The 17,059-nt window shown below is 68.6% G+C and carries 15 protein-coding genes; 5 read left to right on the top strand and 10 right to left on the bottom strand.

Features of this window, described 5'->3' with window-relative positions; all coding sequences use genetic code 11:
* Positions 1-51: 51 nt before the first annotated feature.
* Entirely contained in the window at positions 52-1,431 is a 1,380-nt protein-coding gene (locus tag EV643_RS16560) for a replication-associated recombination protein A (protein ID WP_133800966.1), read from the bottom strand.
* Positions 1,432-1,553: 122 nt separating this feature from the next.
* Between EV643_RS16560 and EV643_RS16555 the strand changes: the two genes are divergently transcribed.
* Positions 1,554-4,295, top strand: a complete 2,742-nt coding sequence (locus tag EV643_RS16555; protein WP_133800965.1) for a helix-turn-helix transcriptional regulator — start codon at positions 1,554-1,556, stop codon at positions 4,293-4,295.
* 18 nt (positions 4,296-4,313) lie between these two features.
* Here EV643_RS16555 and EV643_RS16550 read toward each other — a convergent pair whose 3' ends face one another.
* The 3 genes from EV643_RS16550 to EV643_RS16535 all read right to left on the bottom strand — a co-directional run bounded on the left by EV643_RS16550 (position 4,314) and on the right by EV643_RS16535 (position 8,371).
* Entirely contained in the window at positions 4,314-4,628 is a 315-nt protein-coding gene (locus tag EV643_RS16550) for a hypothetical protein (protein ID WP_133800964.1), read from the bottom strand.
* A gap of 138 nt (positions 4,629-4,766) precedes the next feature.
* On the bottom strand, positions 4,767-7,286 hold the full coding sequence (gene secA2 / locus EV643_RS16540) for an accessory Sec system translocase SecA2 (RefSeq protein ID WP_238165619.1): 2,520 nt from the start codon (positions 7,284-7,286) through the stop codon (positions 4,767-4,769).
* 281 nt (positions 7,287-7,567) lie between these two features.
* On the bottom strand, positions 7,568-8,371 hold the full coding sequence (locus EV643_RS16535; RefSeq protein WP_133800963.1) for a GNAT family N-acetyltransferase: 804 nt from the start codon (positions 8,369-8,371) through the stop codon (positions 7,568-7,570).
* A gap of 74 nt (positions 8,372-8,445) precedes the next feature.
* On the opposite strand from EV643_RS16535, the gene EV643_RS16530 reads away from it, so the two are divergent.
* From EV643_RS16530 to EV643_RS16525, 3 genes are all read left to right on the top strand, one after another.
* Positions 8,446-9,054 carry an AMIN-like domain-containing (lipo)protein gene (locus EV643_RS16530; RefSeq protein ID WP_133800962.1) on the top strand — a complete coding sequence of 203 codons (609 nt, stop codon included), beginning with the start codon at positions 8,446-8,448 and terminating at the stop codon, positions 9,052-9,054.
* Positions 9,055-9,115: 61 nt separating this feature from the next.
* Complete coding sequence (locus EV643_RS46905; protein ID WP_370452292.1) at positions 9,116-9,256, top strand: putative leader peptide; 141 nt, start codon at positions 9,116-9,118, stop codon at positions 9,254-9,256.
* 99 nt (positions 9,257-9,355) lie between these two features.
* A complete protein-coding gene (locus tag EV643_RS16525) occupies positions 9,356-10,579 on the top strand; it encodes a vanadium-dependent haloperoxidase (RefSeq protein WP_133800961.1) in 1,224 nt (407 codons plus the stop codon).
* A 50-nt stretch (positions 10,580-10,629) separates the two neighbouring features.
* Here the strand turns inward: EV643_RS16525 and EV643_RS16520 are convergent, their stop codons facing one another.
* The 4 genes from EV643_RS16520 to EV643_RS16505 form a co-directional block, all read right to left on the bottom strand.
* The gene (locus EV643_RS16520) at positions 10,630-12,630 is read right to left on the bottom strand and encodes a GxGYxYP domain-containing protein (RefSeq protein WP_133800960.1); all 2,001 of its coding nucleotides are present in this window, start codon (positions 12,628-12,630) and stop codon (positions 10,630-10,632) included.
* Positions 12,631-12,748: 118 nt separating this feature from the next.
* Positions 12,749-13,102, bottom strand: a complete 354-nt coding sequence (locus EV643_RS16515) for a GntR family transcriptional regulator (RefSeq protein ID WP_238165618.1) — start codon at positions 13,100-13,102, stop codon at positions 12,749-12,751.
* Positions 13,103-13,117: 15 nt separating this feature from the next.
* Complete coding sequence (locus EV643_RS16510) at positions 13,118-13,543, bottom strand: VOC family protein (protein ID WP_133800959.1); 426 nt, start codon at positions 13,541-13,543, stop codon at positions 13,118-13,120.
* A complete protein-coding gene (locus tag EV643_RS16505) occupies positions 13,540-14,007 on the bottom strand; it encodes a helix-turn-helix domain-containing protein (protein WP_133800958.1) in 468 nt (155 codons plus the stop codon). Before EV643_RS16505 ends, EV643_RS16510 begins: the two co-directional genes overlap by 4 nt.
* Before the next feature lie 99 nt (positions 14,008-14,106).
* Between EV643_RS16505 and EV643_RS16500 the strand changes: the two genes are divergently transcribed.
* Positions 14,107-15,408 (top strand): DUF2254 domain-containing protein, encoded by a 1,302-nt coding sequence (locus EV643_RS16500; protein ID WP_133800957.1) that lies wholly within the window; start codon positions 14,107-14,109, stop codon positions 15,406-15,408.
* On the opposite strand, the gene EV643_RS16495 is transcribed toward EV643_RS16500, so the two are convergent.
* Positions 15,388-16,299 carry a proline iminopeptidase-family hydrolase gene (locus EV643_RS16495; protein WP_133800956.1) on the bottom strand — a complete coding sequence of 304 codons (912 nt, stop codon included), beginning with the start codon at positions 16,297-16,299 and terminating at the stop codon, positions 15,388-15,390. The genes EV643_RS16500 and EV643_RS16495 overlap by 21 nt on opposite strands.
* Positions 16,300-16,327: 28 nt before the next feature.
* A complete protein-coding gene (locus EV643_RS16490; protein ID WP_133800955.1) occupies positions 16,328-16,999 on the bottom strand; it encodes a GntR family transcriptional regulator in 672 nt (223 codons plus the stop codon).
* Between the last annotated feature and the right edge of the window lie 60 nt (positions 17,000-17,059).

The raw sequence follows: 17,059 nt of genomic DNA, 5'->3' as shown, positions 1-17,059 counted from the left end.
GTAAATCACGCCGAAATTCATCAGAGACTCACTCGTCTCGCAAATAATTCCTCAGCGGTCGCGGAGGATCTTGCGGATGGCGGCGACGCGATCGGCGTACGCGGCTTCACCGCCCCGACGGGTGGGCTGGTAGTAGTCCGTGCCGTCGATGACGTCCGGCGCGTACTGCTGCGGGACGACGCCACGGGGATCGTCATGCGAGTACTGGTACGACGAACCGTGGCCGATCTTCTTGGCCCCGGCGTAGTGGGCGTCGCGCAGATGCGGCGGCACCGGACCGACCTTGCCCGCCTTCACATCCGCGATGGCGGCGTCGATCGCCGTAATCACCGCGTTCGACTTCGGCGCCAGGGCGAGCGCGACGACGGCCTGCGCCAGGTTGATCCGGCCCTCCGGCATGCCGATGAACTGCACCGCCTCGGCCGCGGCGACGGCGACCCCGAGCGCGGTCGGGTCGCCCATGCCGATGTCCTCGCTGGCCGAGATCACCAGCCGGCGCGCGATGAACCGCGGATCCTCACCGGCCTCGACCATCCGGGCCAGGTAGTGCATCGCGGCGTCCACGTCGGACCCGCGGATCGACTTGATCAACGCCGACGCCACGTCATAGTGCTGATCCCCAGCCCGGTCGTACCGCACCGCTGCCCGATCCACCGCCGTCTCCAGCGTCTTCAGGTCAATCACCGCCGGCCCACTCTGGCCGGCGTTCTTTGCGAGCGCCCCACCCGCAGCGGCTTCCAGGTAGGTCAACGCCCGCCGCGCATCTCCCCCGGCCATCCGCAGCAGGTGATCCCGGGCGTCCGCCGCCAGCTCGAACTCACCGTTCAACCCACGCTCATCGGCCAGCGCCCGATCCAGCAGTACGGCGATGTCGTCGTCCGTCAGTGATTCCAGCGTCAGCAGCAACGACCGCGACAACAGCGGCGAGATCACCGAGAAGAACGGATTCTCGGTCGTCGCCGCGACCAGCGTCACCCACCTGTTCTCCACCCCCGGCAGCAACGCGTCCTGCTGCGCCTTCGTGAACCGGTGCACCTCATCGATGAACAACACCGTCTCGACCGCCCCACCCGGACGCGACAACTCCCTCCGCGCGGCGTCGATCACCTGCCGAACGTCCTTGACCCCGGCCGTCACCGCCGACAACTCGACGAACTTCCGATTCGTCTGATGCGACACGACCGCCGCGATCGTCGTCTTCCCGGTCCCCGGCGGCCCCCACAACAGCAACGACATCGGCTGGTCCCCCTCGACCAGCCGGCGCAACGGCGACCCCGGCGCCAGCAAGTGCTGCTGCCCGACCAACTCGTCCAGACTCCTGGGCCGCATCCGCACAGCCAACGGCGCAGCCGTATGGTCGGCGTCCGCCAAACTCCCGCCCCCACGAGCAGGAGCAGCCGCCCCAGGAAGATCGAACAAGCCGTCACTCACCCGATGAGCCTACCTACGCCCACCGACAGTCCCTCCATCCGCCGCATCGGATCCGGTGTTTCGAGCGCTTGTACCGCGTTCCGCGTCACACCGCGGCGCCGATCGCGGCGCATCATGGGTGAGTGAGCACCGAGCTGATCGGGCGTGACGACGAAATCGCACTGCTGAGGGGACTGATCGGCGGCCTGACCACGACGTCCGCGGTCGCGATCGTCCGGGGCGAGGCGGGAATCGGCAAGACCGTCCTGGTTCGTGCTGTCCTCGAGGATGCGGATCGACTGCGAATCCTTCGCGGCGGCTGCGCACCGATGTCCGGCCGGCTGGCGTACGGCGGGCTCGACCGGGTGCTGACGCACGGGCCCGTCGACGGCGAGGCGTTCTCGTCCGTTGCGGCGGGCCGGGCCCGGACTGTCGAGGCAATGCTCACGACGCTGACCCATCTCGCCCATCAGGGCGCCATCCTGGTCGTCGAGGACGTGCACTGGGCGGACACCTCCACCCTGGACTTCCTGGCTTACGCAAGCCGGAACCTACCTGAGTCCGGACTCCTGATTCTGCTCACCTGGCGCGACGAACCGACCGACCTGGAGCACCAGCGGTGGCTCGGGGAACTGTTGCGTGCTCCGCCGGTCACGGATCTGCCACTGAGTCGGCTGACCATGGCGGAGACCGCGGAGCAGCTTTCCTGGTGTTCTCCGGCCGCGATCGCGGAGGTGTATCGACGGAGCGCCGGCAACCCGTACTTGAGCGTCGAGCTGGCTCAAGGTGGCCCGGAGCTGCCGGACTCGCTCCGGCAGGTCCTGCTATCGCGGCTGGAGTCGGTGTCACCGCCGGCCCGCGTCGCCGTCGCCGCAACAGCGACGCTCGGCCGACCGCTCGCCGATGATGAGCTGCTCGCTGCCGGGGCCGACGCGGATGCCCTCCAGGAGACCCGGGCGGCCGGACTGATGGTCAGGGATCCGGCCGGTGGGTGGGCCGCTCGCCATCCTGTCCTGGGCGAGGTCGCTTACGAGCTGCTGATCGCCCCCGAACGACGGCTTCTGCACCAGCGTCTAGCCGCCCGGCTGGAGGCGGCCCTTCCTCCGCATCCGACCGCCGCGGAGCTGGCCGAAGTCGCAGAACAGTACCAACGCACCGATGATCCGGACGCGACCCTCAGGTGGGCCGTCCGGGCAGCGGAATCCGCGGAACGCAGCTTCGCCATCGCCGAAGCCGGTGACTGGTACGCCGTTGCCGCCGCCGCGTGGGACACCGCGGCCGAGGCGCGGTCCGCCGTACCGGAGAAGCTGGCGTTGCTCATCTCCGCGGCAACTCATCTGAACGCCGCCGGTCAGGCTAGAAGAGCCATCGGCCTGCTGGCGGATGACCAGACCGGTTCGGATGATCTGGTCGTCCGGGCTGCGCTCACCCGCGGCTGGCTCTGGGTCGTCATCGGCGATACGGATCGGGCGCTGCGGGATGTCGAGCGTGCCGAGCAGCTGACCCCACGGCAGGACGAAGCAACCTGGGCTCGCATCCACGCGGCACGAGCCATGGCGCTGGGGACGGGCGCCCGGTGGGATGAGGCCCGGCAAGCCACGAAGGCTGCCTTCGAACTCGGCACCAGCTGCGGTGACCTCCGGACGGTCGGGACCGCCCACTTCCTGCTCGGTATCGTCGCGGCTCTCGAGGACAGACCCTCAGACGCCCTCGGGCACCACGAGGCCGCGTTGGCCATCGCCCGCAGGATCGCCGAGCCGGAAGACATCGCGATGGCGGCCGTCGGCCTGAGCGATCTCAGCTGGCGGCTCGGCGATGCGGACCGGGCCGTTGAGCTCGCGGCCCGGACCCGTTCGGAGCTTCGGCGGCTGATGCTCGGGCGGCACTGGCTCGAGGACCTGATCGACGTAAACGTGCTCCTCACGCTCTACGAGGCGGGACGGTGGGACGAGGCGCTCTCCTGGGCAGAGGACGCCGGCGAACACTCCGAGTTCGGGGTGCTCCAAGCCGCCATCGCTCAGGTCCAGCTCGCCCGTGGAGACGTCGCGGCCGCAGCGGAGATGATGCGCGTGGCCGCACCCCTGCACGAGCGAGACCAGCCGCAGTTCGTCGGGACGTACGGGCAGGTTCAGTGCAGGCTGCTGCTGCAGACCGATCGCCCGCGGGATGCTCTCGAGCTGGCCCTGACGATCGCGGAAACGGTGCACGGAGGTGAGGACGAGTTCGACGAGACAGAGCTCCTCATCGTCGGACTGGACGCCGCGGCGCGACTAGGAGCGGCAGATCAGGTCGAACGACTCGCGACTCTTCTCGGTCAGGCAGGGAAGAAGCGGACGGAGGCGGCGATGTCCGCCGTACTGCGGGGCGAGCGATCCCGGGCGTCAGGTGCGTCCGATCCCGGCGCCTGGCTCGATGCCGCGGCGGAGTGGGCAGCGGTCGGTCGGCCCTACGACGCTGCCCGCTCGCATCTTCGTGCCGGCGAGGCCATCCTCGCGAGTCAGGCCGGAACCCGTGCCCGACGTACCGCCGCTCAGGAGCTGCGTGCCGCCGATGAGCTCGCCACCGGGCTCGGCGCCGAGCCACTTCTTGGTGAGATCCGGAGCCTGGCCAAGCTCGCCCGGGTGGACCTGACGGCTCGCGAACACCGGGGGCGGGCCGGCGACGCCGACCGTCCGCTGCTGACCGATCGGGAGACGCAGGTTCTCGAGCTGCTGCTGGAAGGGCGCACCAACCGCGAGATCGGCCAGGAGCTGTACATGAGTCCCAAGACCGCCAGCGTGCACGTGACCCACATCCTCGAGAAGCTGGGGGTCCGGACCCGGGTGCAGGCTGCTGCCGCCGCCGTACGTCTTGGCCTCGGCGAACCGCGCCCCGGACCGGACTGACCCCGTCGCCGCCAAGCCCTAGGCGGCATGCAGTTGGTGATGGTGGCGCCGCCGGTACGTCCACGCGCCGGCGAGCGCCAGGGCCGCGCCACCCAGCGCGGACGCACCGGCCTGGAACGCCTCGCTGGTGGTGTCGTCCGCCGAAACGGTGACGGTCGGCGTGACCTCGTAGCGCGAGTCGTACTCCGGATAGTTAGGTGGATCGTGAGGCACGACCGCGGCGGGCAGCTGCCTGCTTTCCTCGGGAACTCCTGCCATCGCCTGCGTCGCGACTGCTGAACTTGCGGCGATCGCCAACATCGAACCGGCGACCAATGAACGGATGTGCGACATGATTTCTCCTCGTGCCGAAGCTGATTGATTCCCCATCAGCGTCGTCCGAGCAGGCACCCCACCACATCGGGCAGACACACCCGATTCCCAGTCCTCAAGTCCTTAGACAGGAGCTCCCAAACCCTTAGACGAAGGCTCCTACTTCTTCTTGCTGTCGTCCTCGGGCTCGTCGTCCGCCTCGCGAAGCTCTTCCGGAAGCTCGAGGTCCACGTCGTCCTCGGCGTCCGCGTCGTCCTCGGTGTCGAGGTCGTCCTCGTCGTCGAGGTCGCGGAGTTCCTCCGGGAGGTCGTCTTCGGCGAGTTCGACCGGTTCGTCGTCCTCGACCGGGACCAGTTCCTCACCGCGGATGGCGTTGCGCAGGCGGCCGAGGATTCGGTCGGCTTCGGTGCCGAACGGGTTGTCGTTGACCAGGTAGGTCCACGTCGCGGTCGGCCGGGGTACGCCAGAGGCCTCCTCGTCCAGGCCGTCGGGACCGAACTCGGCCTCCTCGAAGGTCTCGAGCGCGTCCTTCCAGGCGTCGTCGATCAGCGTGTTGAACGACGCGATGGCCGACTTGTTGAACTCGTCGATCGGCTTCAGGTGCACGATCCCGCCGGCCAGCGAACGCAGGTGGATCCCCTCACGCAGATCAGCCAGGTACGCCAGGTGGTCGGTCCACCGCCGGTCCAGATGGTTCACCGCGATCCGCCGGGCAGCGTCCTTCACGACGTCCTCGCCGAACTCCTCGACCAGTTCGTCGTACCGCTCCTTCGCGCCGTCCGAGAGCTTCGTCGCCGCGAGGTCCTCGGTCAGCACCTTCTCCCGGGCGTCGAGCAGGATGTCCCGCTGCTGACCGGTGAGCCGGTGATACGACCACGTCGTCCGGTGCAGCTCCGCGTTGGCGCCGTCGGCCACCCGCTGGGCGTGCTCCAGCATGCCGAGGGCCTTGCGGTCGGTCAGCCGTCCGTCCCCGTCCGGCGACGGGCGCAGGCCGGAGGTGATCGAGTACCGGGTCACGAGCTCGTCGCCCAGACTGGCGAAGAACAGCGAACCACCCGGGTCGCCCTGTCGCCCAGCGCGACCCCGCAGCTGGTCGTCGAGCCGGCGAGACGCGTGCAGACCGGTTCCGACGACGTAGAGGCCGCCCAGCTCGGCCGCGCGGTCCTTGCCGTGCGACCCGTCGCGCCCGCCCAGCCGAATGTCGGTACCGCGGCCGGCCATCTGCGTCGACACTGTCACCGTCTCCGGCACACCCGCCTCGGCCACGATCGCGGCCTCCTCGGCGTCGTTCTTCGCGTTCAGTACGACGTGCGGCACGTCCGCGGCCTCGAGCTTGTCGCTGAGCTGCTCTGACTCCTCCACACTGTGCGTCCCGATCAGGATCGGCCGGCCGGTCTCGTGGATCTCCTTGATGTGCTCGACCAGCGCCTTGTTCTTCTGGTCGACGGTCAGGTAGAGCCGGTCCGGGTCGTCGATTCGGATGTTCGGCTTGTTCGGCGGCACCACGGCCACCTCGACGTCGTAGAACTCCTGCAACTGCTCGCCCACCACGACCGCCGTACCGGTCATGCCGCACAGTGTCGGGAACCGCTTGATCAGCGCCTGCACGGTGATGCTGTCGAGCACCTCACCGCTCTCGCTGACCTGCACGGCCTCCTTCGCCTCGACCGCCGCCTGCAACCCGTCGGGCCAGCGCTGCAGCTTGGAGATCCGGCCACGGTTGATGTTGATCAGGTGGACCTTGCCGTCCCGGACCAGGTAGTCGACGTCCTTGCGGAGCAGTACTTCGGCGTGCAGCGCGACGTTGACCTGGGTCATCTTCTCCAGGTTCTCGTCGGCGTACAGGTCGATGTCACCGAGGTGCTCCTCGACGAAGTCGGTGCCCTTGTCGGTCAGCGCCACGGTCCGGCCGTCACCGTCGATCTCGAAGTCCACGCCCGCGCGCAACGTACGGACCAGCTGGACCACGTCGTCGTCGATCTCCTCCGACCGGGTCGCACCGGCGAGCACCAACGGCACCCTGGCCTCGTCGATCAGCACCGAGTCCGCCTCGTCGACCAGGGCCACGTCCGGCTTGGCCGAGACACGGTCCGCGACGTCCCCGACCAGGCGGTCGCGCAGTACGTCGAACCCGACCTCGCTCACCGGCGCGTAGCAGACCTCGGCCTGGTAGGCCTCGCGGCGCTGCTCCGGCGTGGATGCCTGGCCGACATGGCTGACGGTGACCCCGAGCAGCTCGTAGATCGGGCCCATCCACTCGGCGTCGCGCTGGGCCAGGTAGTCGTTCACCGCGAGCACCTGGACCTTGCGGCCGCCGATCGCGTACCCGGCGGCGGCGAACGCCCCGGCCAGGGTCTTGCCCTCACCGGTCGCCATCTCCACGACCCGGCCGCGCAGCAGCGCCAGCGCCCCGACGATCTGGCCGTCGAACGCCCGCTCCCCGATCGCCCGGTGGCCGGCCTCGCGGGCCAGCGCGAGGAACTCGATCAGGTCGTCCTCGTCCAGCCCGTCGGGCTTGCGCAACTCGGTGACGACCTCGGTCAGCTCCTCGTCGCTGAGCGCCTGAACCGACTCCTCCGCCTCGGCGACCGCCGTGGTCAGCTTCTCGTACGGTCCCAGGTCGATCGAGCCGGGTCGCTGCAGGAGCCGGCGGAAGCGCGACGTCAGTTTCAGTGCCATGATCTCCGCAACGTACAACGTCGGCCTCCCGTTCCGTACCCCACCCCGCGTGTTTCCCGCACCCCGCACCCCGTCCCCCGCCGCCGCCGCTGCCCAGCGCGCTCGCTCCGCGCCCGCCCCCGCCGGAATCTCGGAGGCTAACCTCCGAGGTGAATGGTTACCCCCTCGGATTCTGGTGGGGTAACCATGCGTCTCGGAGGTTGGCCTCTGAGATTTCCGGAGGTGGCAGGGCCGGGAGGTGGCGGGGGCCGGGAGGCGGCCGGGGGCCGGGGGCGGCGGGCTCAGGGCTCAGGGGTGAAGGTGTACGGCGTGGTGGTGGTGACCGCGTGCAGGCCGAGCTTCTGCAGGATCGGGCGGGAGTCGGGCGAAGCGTCCACCCGGAGGAACTCGTAGCCGCGTTCCTTCGCGAGCCGGGCGCGGTGGACCAGGATCGCGGAGTACAGGCCTTGCCGGCGCCACTCCGGGAGCGTGCCGCCGCCCCAGAGGCTGGCGAAGCCGGTGCCGGGGTGGAAGCGGATCCAGGCGGCCGTGAGGGCAGGACCGTCGGGGCCGCGGAGGGCATCCTCGATCAGGGAGACGATCAAGCGGTCGGGGAACATCCGCGCCTCGGCGGCCAGTCGGTCTTCGACGCGTTCCAGGCCGCTGTGCCACAGGGTGTCCATCAGTACGGCGATGCGGTGGAAGTCGGCGGGTTCCTCGACATCGCGCAGCACCACCTTCGAGGGCAGCGCGAGTGGTCGCTCCAGGATCCGGTCGACCTCCCCGAGGATCAGCGTCTCCGGGTCCTCCGCGACGAATCCGTGCCGCGCCAGCCGATCCCCGAGATCCGCCGGTTCGTCGTACGCGTACGTCTTCCACTCGAACGACAACCCCCGAGCCCGGAAGAACTCGACCTGCGCCGCGATCACCGCGTCCGGGTCGTCACCCAGTCCGCGCGGGGTCTCGACGAATCCGCCGCCGCCCGGACCCTCGTCGTACGAGCGGTGCACGAGACCGTCCAGCTCCTGTTTCCAGCCGGGGATGGTGTCCGCGTCCGGCAACCGGATGCGCCGGTGGAACACGTCGAGGAGTTCGTCAGGGCTCATCTGCTCATCGTGCCCTCTTCGGCCAACAAATTTCGTGGTTTCGGCATCTAACCAGTTGTCCAAAGGGGGACTTCATGAACACCATCCACAACCATCGCAGGTCGATCCGCACCGCACTGGCCGTACTGGCTGTCGCCGCCCTCCCGGCAGCCGCGGTCGCTGTACCAACGGCCTTCGCCAACCGCACCACCAACACCACCGCCTCGCAAACGGCCACCACCACGTCCTGCCCCACGGGCTGGGGCTCGTTGCGCGAGGCAAACAGCAGGTTCACCGCGGCAGCGGTCACGAACGTCCGCACCGGCAGGCATGCCTGCTTCGACCGGATCGTGATCGACCTGGCCGGCAAGCCCACCGGCTACGACGTGAGCTACGTGAGCAACGTCTACCAAGACGGTTCCGGCTTCCTTGTCCCGCTTCGCGGCGGCGCAAAGATCCAGCTGATCGTCCACGGTCCCGCGTACGACGACGCCGGCCGCTCGACCTACAACCCGGCCAACCACCGCGAGCTGACCAACGTCACCGGATACCGCACCTTGCGGCAGCTCGCCTCCGCGGGCAGCTTCGAGGGCCAGACCACGATCGGCGTCGGCGTCCGCGCCCGACTCCCGTTCCGCGTCTTCACCCTCACCGGCCCCGGCTCCGGCAGCCGCGTCGTAGTCGACGTCGCCCACACCTGGTGAAGTGAAGCACTCCGCCGCCCGTGTCTCCCCACGGGCGGCGGAGTGCTGTTCCCACGGATGAATGAATGTCTACCGTCCAGGTAGTAATACAAGCGGTCCGCGGCACGCCACGACGTGTCATGATCCTGCTATGACCTCGGATATCAGACTGGTGGCCCGCCGCCACATCGATCTGATGCGGGTTGCCAGCGCTGGCTGTTGATCACCTCCAGCCCGCGCCACCTCCGAACGTTCAGCCCGCAGATCCTTCCTCCGCGCAGTGCGGCCGCTCTGCCCTGCGCTCTTCCAATCGGAGTCCCCCATGAGATCACTTCGCCGTTCCCTGGCCCTGGCGATCACGCCCGTCCTTGCCTTCTCCACCGTCCAGGCCAGTGCCACAACCCAACAGCAAGTCGACGTCGCGCTCGAGTGGTTCGACGTCACGGCCACCACGATCACCGCCGCCGGCGCGCCCACTCAGGTAACCAACAACCGCACCTGGGCGATCGGCTGGCTGGCCGCCACCCGTGCCCTGCTCCGTACGCCGACTACGTCGCGGCCGAACGACTACCGCGACGCCGCCCTCGCCGGCGCGATCCACGAAACCCTCGTCACCCTGGTCCCGGCTCGCAAGACCGAGCTCGACCAGTCCCTCACGACCACCCTGGCCCGCATCCCCGACGGATCCTCCGAGTCGGCCGGTCTGACTGCGGGACGCCGTCAAGCGCAGACCGTCCTGGCCTCCCGTGCGAACGACGGACTCGACCCCGCCTCGGTCAACGTCCCCTTCACTCCGCCGCCGGCCACACCCGGGATCTGGCAACCCACTCCGCCGACCTTCAGCCCGGCAACGCAGTACGGGAATCGGCTGGCGAAGCCGTTCCTGCTGCGCCAGGCCGACCAGTACCGCCCAGGACCACCGCCCGCGCTGGATTCCAGCCGCTACCGCCGCGATCTGGCCGAGGTCCGCGCTGATGGTGCCGTCGACAGCACCACCCGAACCCAGGCCCAGACCGATACGGCGACCTTCTGGCTCGGCTCGTCGTACGTGCTCTACACCGCGCCGTCCCGGGTCGCACTGGCCGAGATCGCCCGCAAACCCCTGGTAGAGCGGGCGAAACTGATCGCGCTGTTCCACGTCGCGTCGGTGGACACGCAGATCGCGACGTCCGACACGAAGTACGCGTACCAACTCTGGCGCCCGGTCACCGCGATCCGCACCACCGCCGATCCGACGTGGACGCCCCTGCACACGACGCCCGCGCACCCTGACTACCCGAGCGGCCACAACACATACTCCGGCGCCGCCGAGCAGGTGCTGACCGCACTCGTCGGGGCGCGCACCGCCAAGCCGTACACGATCGGCAGCCCCACCGCGCCAGGCGTCACGCGCACCTACAGCGACTGGCGCCAACTGACCACCGAGAACGTCGACGCCCGCGTCTGGTCCGGCATCCACACCCGCACGGCCGACCTCGTCGGAGTGACGCTGGGCCGTCAGGTCGCGGCCAACACACTCCGCGAGGCCGACCGGTTGTTCCGCTGACCCACGCTCCGGCGGGAGGCCGGCGGACCCTCCCGCCGGAGCGTGCCCTGCTACAGAACGCGGTTGAGCAAGTCGAAGAAAGCGTTGCCCAGGACAAGCTCGTACGGCGGGGTCAGTAGTTTCGCCAGGTCCGCGACGTCCGACGGAGTCCAGGACCAGGCGTTGACCCCGCCGGCGATGAACATCGGCGCCGTACCGGTCCAGTCCTTCGTGTGGTTGTCGAGACCCGCCTTGTACTCCGCGGCCTTGCCGGGCGGGGAGAAGTTGCCGATCACGGGCAGCCCGCCCCGGCGTACGAGTAGGTCGCCGCCCTCCCACGACTGGATGATGCCGCGGACCGGCGTGTGCTCGGCGTACGACCGGCCGATGGTCTCCGAGAACGGCACCCACGCGTTGTTCTCGCGATGGTTGTAGGCGTAGACGAGGTTCATCCCGGTCCGGCGCATGTAGAGGCCGGAGAGCTTGAGGTATTCGTCCACCTCGTCGGCCGGCCAGGCACCCGGGTAGCTGTATCCCGCGCCGGACGGTCCGCAGATCAGCAGGTCGTACTTCGTCGCGGTCCGCTGGTAGTGGCTGAGCAGGGCGGGGCCGATGTCGGCGAGCAGCGGACTGACCGTCCAGTTGACCGGCGCCTCGCCGCGTCGCGGGTCGTCCCACAGATCACGCATCCGCCGTTGGCAGTACTGCACGTTGTCGCCCTCGCCGAAGGTCAGGGTGACGTAGATCTTGTTCGCCGGCTTGAGCGGCGTGAAGCTGCGGACCTTGTCGGAGATCGGCGCGACCACTCCGGAGTGGACCGTGCCGTTCATGTAGAAGTCGGCCGGCAGCACCTCGACCCCGCCCTGCGCGGCCAGGTCGACCCCGCTCCACTCCCCCGCGACGTCGTTGGAGAACCAGCCGGCGTACGGCGTGGTCGGCGGCACCGCGTCGAAGTGTGCCTTCAGGAGCTCACCCGTCGGCCCGTTCGGCGGAAGCCAGCTGACGAGTGACTTGGTGGCGACCACGTAGTCCCGGAAGTACGGGAACGGCTCGACCCGGGTCGGCGCGGTGTCCGTCGCGGTCACCAGGTACTGGTTCCACATCTCTACTGTCACGGTCAAAGAGGTGGTCCCGGCCGGTGGGGTAAACTTGTGGATGAAGTAGCCGCCGCCGTCACTGAACCGGTTGGCCTCACCACCGATCGAGGAGTTCAGCCCGTCGAAGAGATACGGCACCTCTTCCGGAGTGTTGACCAGGAAGCTCGCCAGCGGCGTACCGTTTGCGGCAGCCGACACCGACGTGACGGACGGGCCCCAGCCGTCGTCGCCGAAGGAGTCCTGGAAGCGGACGTACACGGCCTCCTTGCCGAGCGCCGGCGATACGTCGAGCGTGTAGCTGCCGCGGTTCGACGAGTCCCGGATCTGCCTGGTCTCCCGGGCGATCTCATGCCAGGTGAGGTTCTCGGCCTGCACCACCATGGTCGGCGGGAGGCCGGCGAGGAGTTGATGACTGCAGCGCGGGAACAGGTTCGCCAGTTGCCAGCGGTACGTCTTCACCCGGTCGCCGTCGAAGACGCCGCGCAGATCCTTGATCACCTTCAGCCCGTGGGTACGGGCCTGGGCCTCGTCCGCGACCACCGCGTTCTCCAGGCCCGCGAGGGTGGTGGCGATGTTGAGCGAGTCCGGTACGGCGGGATCGTGCAGGATCGCGCCACGAACACGGTTCTTGTACCGCGCAACCAGGTCCAGCGGATCGGCGTACTGGGTCGTCGGGACGCCGGTGTTGCGCAGCCAGCGCGCGTCGACACCGTCCGTGCCGCCGGGCGAGAAGAGGAAGTAGAGCTCGGGGCGACTGCGATTGACAACCCCTTGCAACGTGGTGAGCAGTGTCTGGTCGCCACCGCTCAGCTTGCTGACATCGCCGTAGTGCAAGTGCGTCGGGCGGTTGCAGCTCGGCAGCAGCCGCCGGGCCGTCTCACCAGTTGCGGCCGACGCGCTGCTCGACTGGACCCAGCCCAGTCCCCCGGCCGCCACCGCGCCGCTTCCCGCCAGGAACGTTCGTCTCGACACCATCGTGACCACTCCCCAGTCGTTGACATCGCTGTCAAATGACCGTGAGGTTAGCCACCGTCACCAGCCGTGTAAATAGCTCGGACAACGTTGTCCCCAAGCAATCTGGAATCGTTTCCGCCTACCAGCTGTCGTGCAGGATCCGGGTCGCCTCGGCCAGGCTCAGGTTGGCCCGATGGGCCGCCCGGGCGAGCGCCTTCGCGGCTGCCCGGGTCTCCTCGTCGTCCACCTGGCTGCGCGCCGCGAGGACGAAGGTCCCGTTCCGGCCGCGCGTCTCGACCAGCCGGTCCGCCTCGAGCTCCTTGTAGGCCCGGGCAACTGTGTTCACCGCCAGCCCGAGGTCGAGCGAAAGCTGCCGTACGGTCGGCAACCGGGTCCCGCGGGCGAGCTCGCCCCGCCGGGTCTGGTCCGCGATTTGGTCCTTCACCTGCTCGTACGGCGGCTGCACACCGACCGGGTCCACGGAGATCTCCACACCGGCAAAGGTAAGTCAGGCGAAGTCCTCCGGGCTGTACGGCTTCTGTTCGACCAGGACGAGCCAGTTGCCGGAGTTGTCCCGCAGTACCGCCTCCACGCCATACGGGCGGTCGGATGGTTCCTGGATGTACTCGACTCCCTTGGCGACGAGCTCGTCGAACGTCTTGCGGCAGTCGTCGGTGGCGATCCCGAACCCGTGCAGCGAGCCCTTCGCCATGATCCGGCGCATCCAGTCGGTCGACTCCTCGTCCAACGGCGGCCCGGGCAGCATCAACGCGAGCCGCAACTCCGGGTGGTCGGCTTGATAGACCGTACACCAGCGGAAGTCGGGCAGCGAGATGTCCTCCTTGAGCTTGAAGCCGAGCTTGTCGGTGTAGAACGCCTTCGCCTCGTCGATGTCGTTCACGTACACGGTGACCATGCTGACGTTGGTGATCACGGTTCCTCCTCGTCGTTGTCTTCGGTACGACGGTAGGTCTCCCCCGCCTCGGTCTGCTTCTCCGGGATTGCGGAGTTCAGCCCGAGCATGAACACGAAGCAGCCCGGGATCCGCGCGCCGACCTGGGTCCGCTGGTACTCCGACGGGCTGACCCCGACCAGCTCGGTGAACCGCTGGGAGAACGACCCGAGGCTGGTATAGCCGACCAGCCCGCACACCTCGGTGACGGTCAGGTTCGTCGCGCGGAGCAGATCGGCCGCCCGCTCGATCCGGCGCCGGGTCACGTACTGCATCGGCGTCTCGCCGTACGCCGCGGCGAAACACCGGAGGAAGTGGTACTTCGAAACCCCGGCGGCACGGGCCAGCTCGTCCAGGTCCAGTGGTTCGGCGTAGTTGCGATCGGCAACATCCCGCGCACGCCGCAGATGTGGCAACAACTCGACGGGAACCTGGACAGCCGTCACCCTCCCGACTGTGCCACATCCCCCGCCACATCCCCCGCCACATCCCGTTGACCCCCGACACGGACGGCGCGACAGTGAGCGCAAGGGAGGGAGCTACCCGTGCGACGTGACGCCACAGGCGAGTACCTGCGTGGTGCGCTGTGGGCGCTGCCTTCGCTTGCGGTCGTGCTCGCGCTGATCGCGGGCTCCGGGCTGTCCTTCGTCCAGGTGGCGCCGGGGTCCTGGGCGGACAACTTCGTGTTCCAGGGCACCGCCGACGACGCCCGCACCCTGCTGATCGCCATCGCCAGCACGATGGCCACCGTCATCGCGCTGGTTCTCGGCCTCACCGTCGTGGCACTCCAGCTCGCCTCGACCCAGTTCTCGCCCCGGTTGCTGCGGAACTTCCTCCGCGACCGGGTGAACCAGGTGGTGCTGAGCATCTTCGTCGCGACCTTCACCTACAGCACCGCGGGGCTCTACACGGTCGGGGTGGAGGCCCGGCAACGCGTCGACGAGTACCCACGGCTGGCTGTCACGGTCGCGTTGCTGCTGCTCTTCCTCAGCCTGCTGACCCTGGTCTTCTTCGTGCATCACCTGACCCACTCGATCCAGATCGACGAGGTCATGCGCACGGTGGAGCGACGGACTCTGCGGGTCATCGCGCACGATCTGCCGGTCGAAGCGTTCAACCCGGCGACGCGACCGGATCCGCCGCCGTGGGCGATTCCGGTACCGGCTTACGGGTCGGGCTACGTGCAGACCATCCATCCCGAATACCTCCTGCCCGCGGCGGTTTCGGCGGATGTGGTTGCCGCCGTCACCCGGATGGTCGGAGAGCACGTGATCGCCGGCTCGCCGCTCGTCCACGTGTGGCGGCCGGGCCCGGACCAGCCTCCCCCGGATCTCGACGGACTCCGGTCAGCCACGCGCGACGCCGTACGGATCGGCTTCGAACGGACCGCCGAGCAGGACGTGGCGTTCGGCGTACGGCAGCTCGCCGACATCGCGGTCAAGGCGCTGTCGCCGGCGATCAACGACCCGTACACCTCGATCCAGGCGATCGAGCACCTGTCGGTGGTGCTCGCCTCGCTGGCCGGGCGCAGGCTCGGCGATCAGCAGCTCAGTGATTCGTCCGGTGCGTTGCGGGTTGTCGTGCCGGGCCGGGATCTCGCCTACTACCTGGATCTCGCCACCGGCCAGGTCCGGCGGTACGGGAAGGCCGAACCCCGGGTGGTGCGGGCGCTGCTCCGGATCCTGCACAGCACCGGGCAGTTCTGCCTTGACGACGCCGATCGGAGGCTGGTCGCCCGACACGTGCAACTGGTGATGGCCGATGCCGAACACACCATCGCGCAGCAGGCCGACCTGGTCGCGATCCGCGAGCACGCCGACCGGGTGCTAGACGACCTTGTTGGATAGGAACGACTCGACCACGGACAGGTAGCGCGCGGGTTCTTCGACGTTCGGGAGGTGGCTGGACTCCTCGAAGATCTCCCAGCGCGCGCCGGGGATCAGGTCGGCGTACGGGTGGACCGCGACCGGCGCGGCCTCGTCGTACGCGCCGGAGATCACCAACGTCGGTACGGCGATCGCGGGCAGCCGGTCCACCACCGTCCACTCGCGCAGGCTGCCGATGACGTGGAACTCGCTCGGCCCGTTCATCGTGTGGTAGACGGTCGGGTTCTCGTCCATCGACTTGAAGGCCGCTGCCACCTCGGGCGGATTCGGGACCACGCGGCAGACGTGCCGGTCGTAGAAGACCTTCATCGCGGCCGCGTACTCCGCGGAGTCGGTGGTGCCGGCCTCCTCGTGGGCCAGCAGCGTCTTGTCCACTTCGGGCGGCAACTCCGCTCGGAGGGAGTTGGCCGCCTCCAGCCACAACGGCATCGACGCGGGCGAGTTGGAGATGACGAGCCGCTTCAGCCCGGCGGGACGTCGTACGGCGTGTTCGGCGGCGAGCATGCCGCCCCAGGACTGGCCGAGCAGGTGGTACTCGTCCGCGATGCCGAGCGTGGTCAGCAGGTTGTCGAGTTCGTTGAGAAAGAGGTCGACCGTCCAGTACGACGGGTCGGTGTCGGGCAGCTGGGTCGAGTTGCCGCAGCCGAGTTGGTCGTAGTGGATCACCGGCCGGTCGTCCCCGAGTGCGGTGAGCGACAACAGGTACTGGTGCGTCGCGCCGGGACCGCCATGGGCCACGACCAACGGGGTGACGCCACTGTCCAGGTCGCCGGTCACCCGGAACCAGGTCTCACCGGCGGAGTACGGGATCCGGCCTTCCCTGGTCGGCGGCAGGATGCGGTACGAGGTCATCCGGACTGTCCCTTCGTATACAAAACGGTCAGTCGTGATCCAGGAGTGGACGGAGGCTGTTGCGGACGCGGAGTACGTGGTGCCGGGCGGCGGCCTCGGCCAGATCGGCGTCGCCGGCCTCGATCGCGGCGAGTAGGCCGTGATGCTCGGACCAGGCGGCCGGGTTCTGCAGCGGCGCGCTCTGCCGGAGCAGCCATTGTCCGCGCTTCACCATGGGGATCGCGATGGCGATCAGATAGCTGTTCCTGGTCAGCTCGAAGATCAGCGAGTGCAGCTCGGAATGCAGATTGGACAGGGTGTCCTTGTCCTGCTCCGGCCCCGACTCGCGGACCAGGTCCATGATCGCCCAGGCGCGTGCCAGCAAGGCCGGATCACGGTCTTCCACCTCGGCGGCGAGTCGAGCTCCCAATGGCTCCAAAGCCATCCGGACATGGAACAGATCCTCGGCCTGCCGCGCCGACAGTTGGCACACGAACGCCCCGCGCCGAGCCGTCACGTCGAGGAACCCTTCGGCCTCGAGCACCCGCATCGCTTCCCTGAGTGGGTTCCGCGAGACCCCGAGCAGCTGGGCCACTCGGTCCTCCACCAGCCGCTCCCCCGGCTGCAACGTCCCGTCCAGGATCAACCGCCGCAGCTCCGCCGCCACCACATCCCGCAACGGCAGCTGCCCGTCCCCCACAACCACCCCTTGAGACGTCACCCCGCCAATCGTATACGGACCGTGTTTCCGCCGGGTGACGCTCAAGCCGGCAACGTCCGA

Origin of the sequence: Kribbella caucasensis, from assembly GCF_004361855.1 — a bacterium.
GTDB lineage: Bacteria > Actinomycetota > Actinomycetes > Propionibacteriales > Kribbellaceae > Kribbella > Kribbella caucasensis.
The sequence above is the reverse complement of the archived record's forward strand: the minus strand, read 5'-3'. Positions and strand labels throughout refer to the sequence as shown.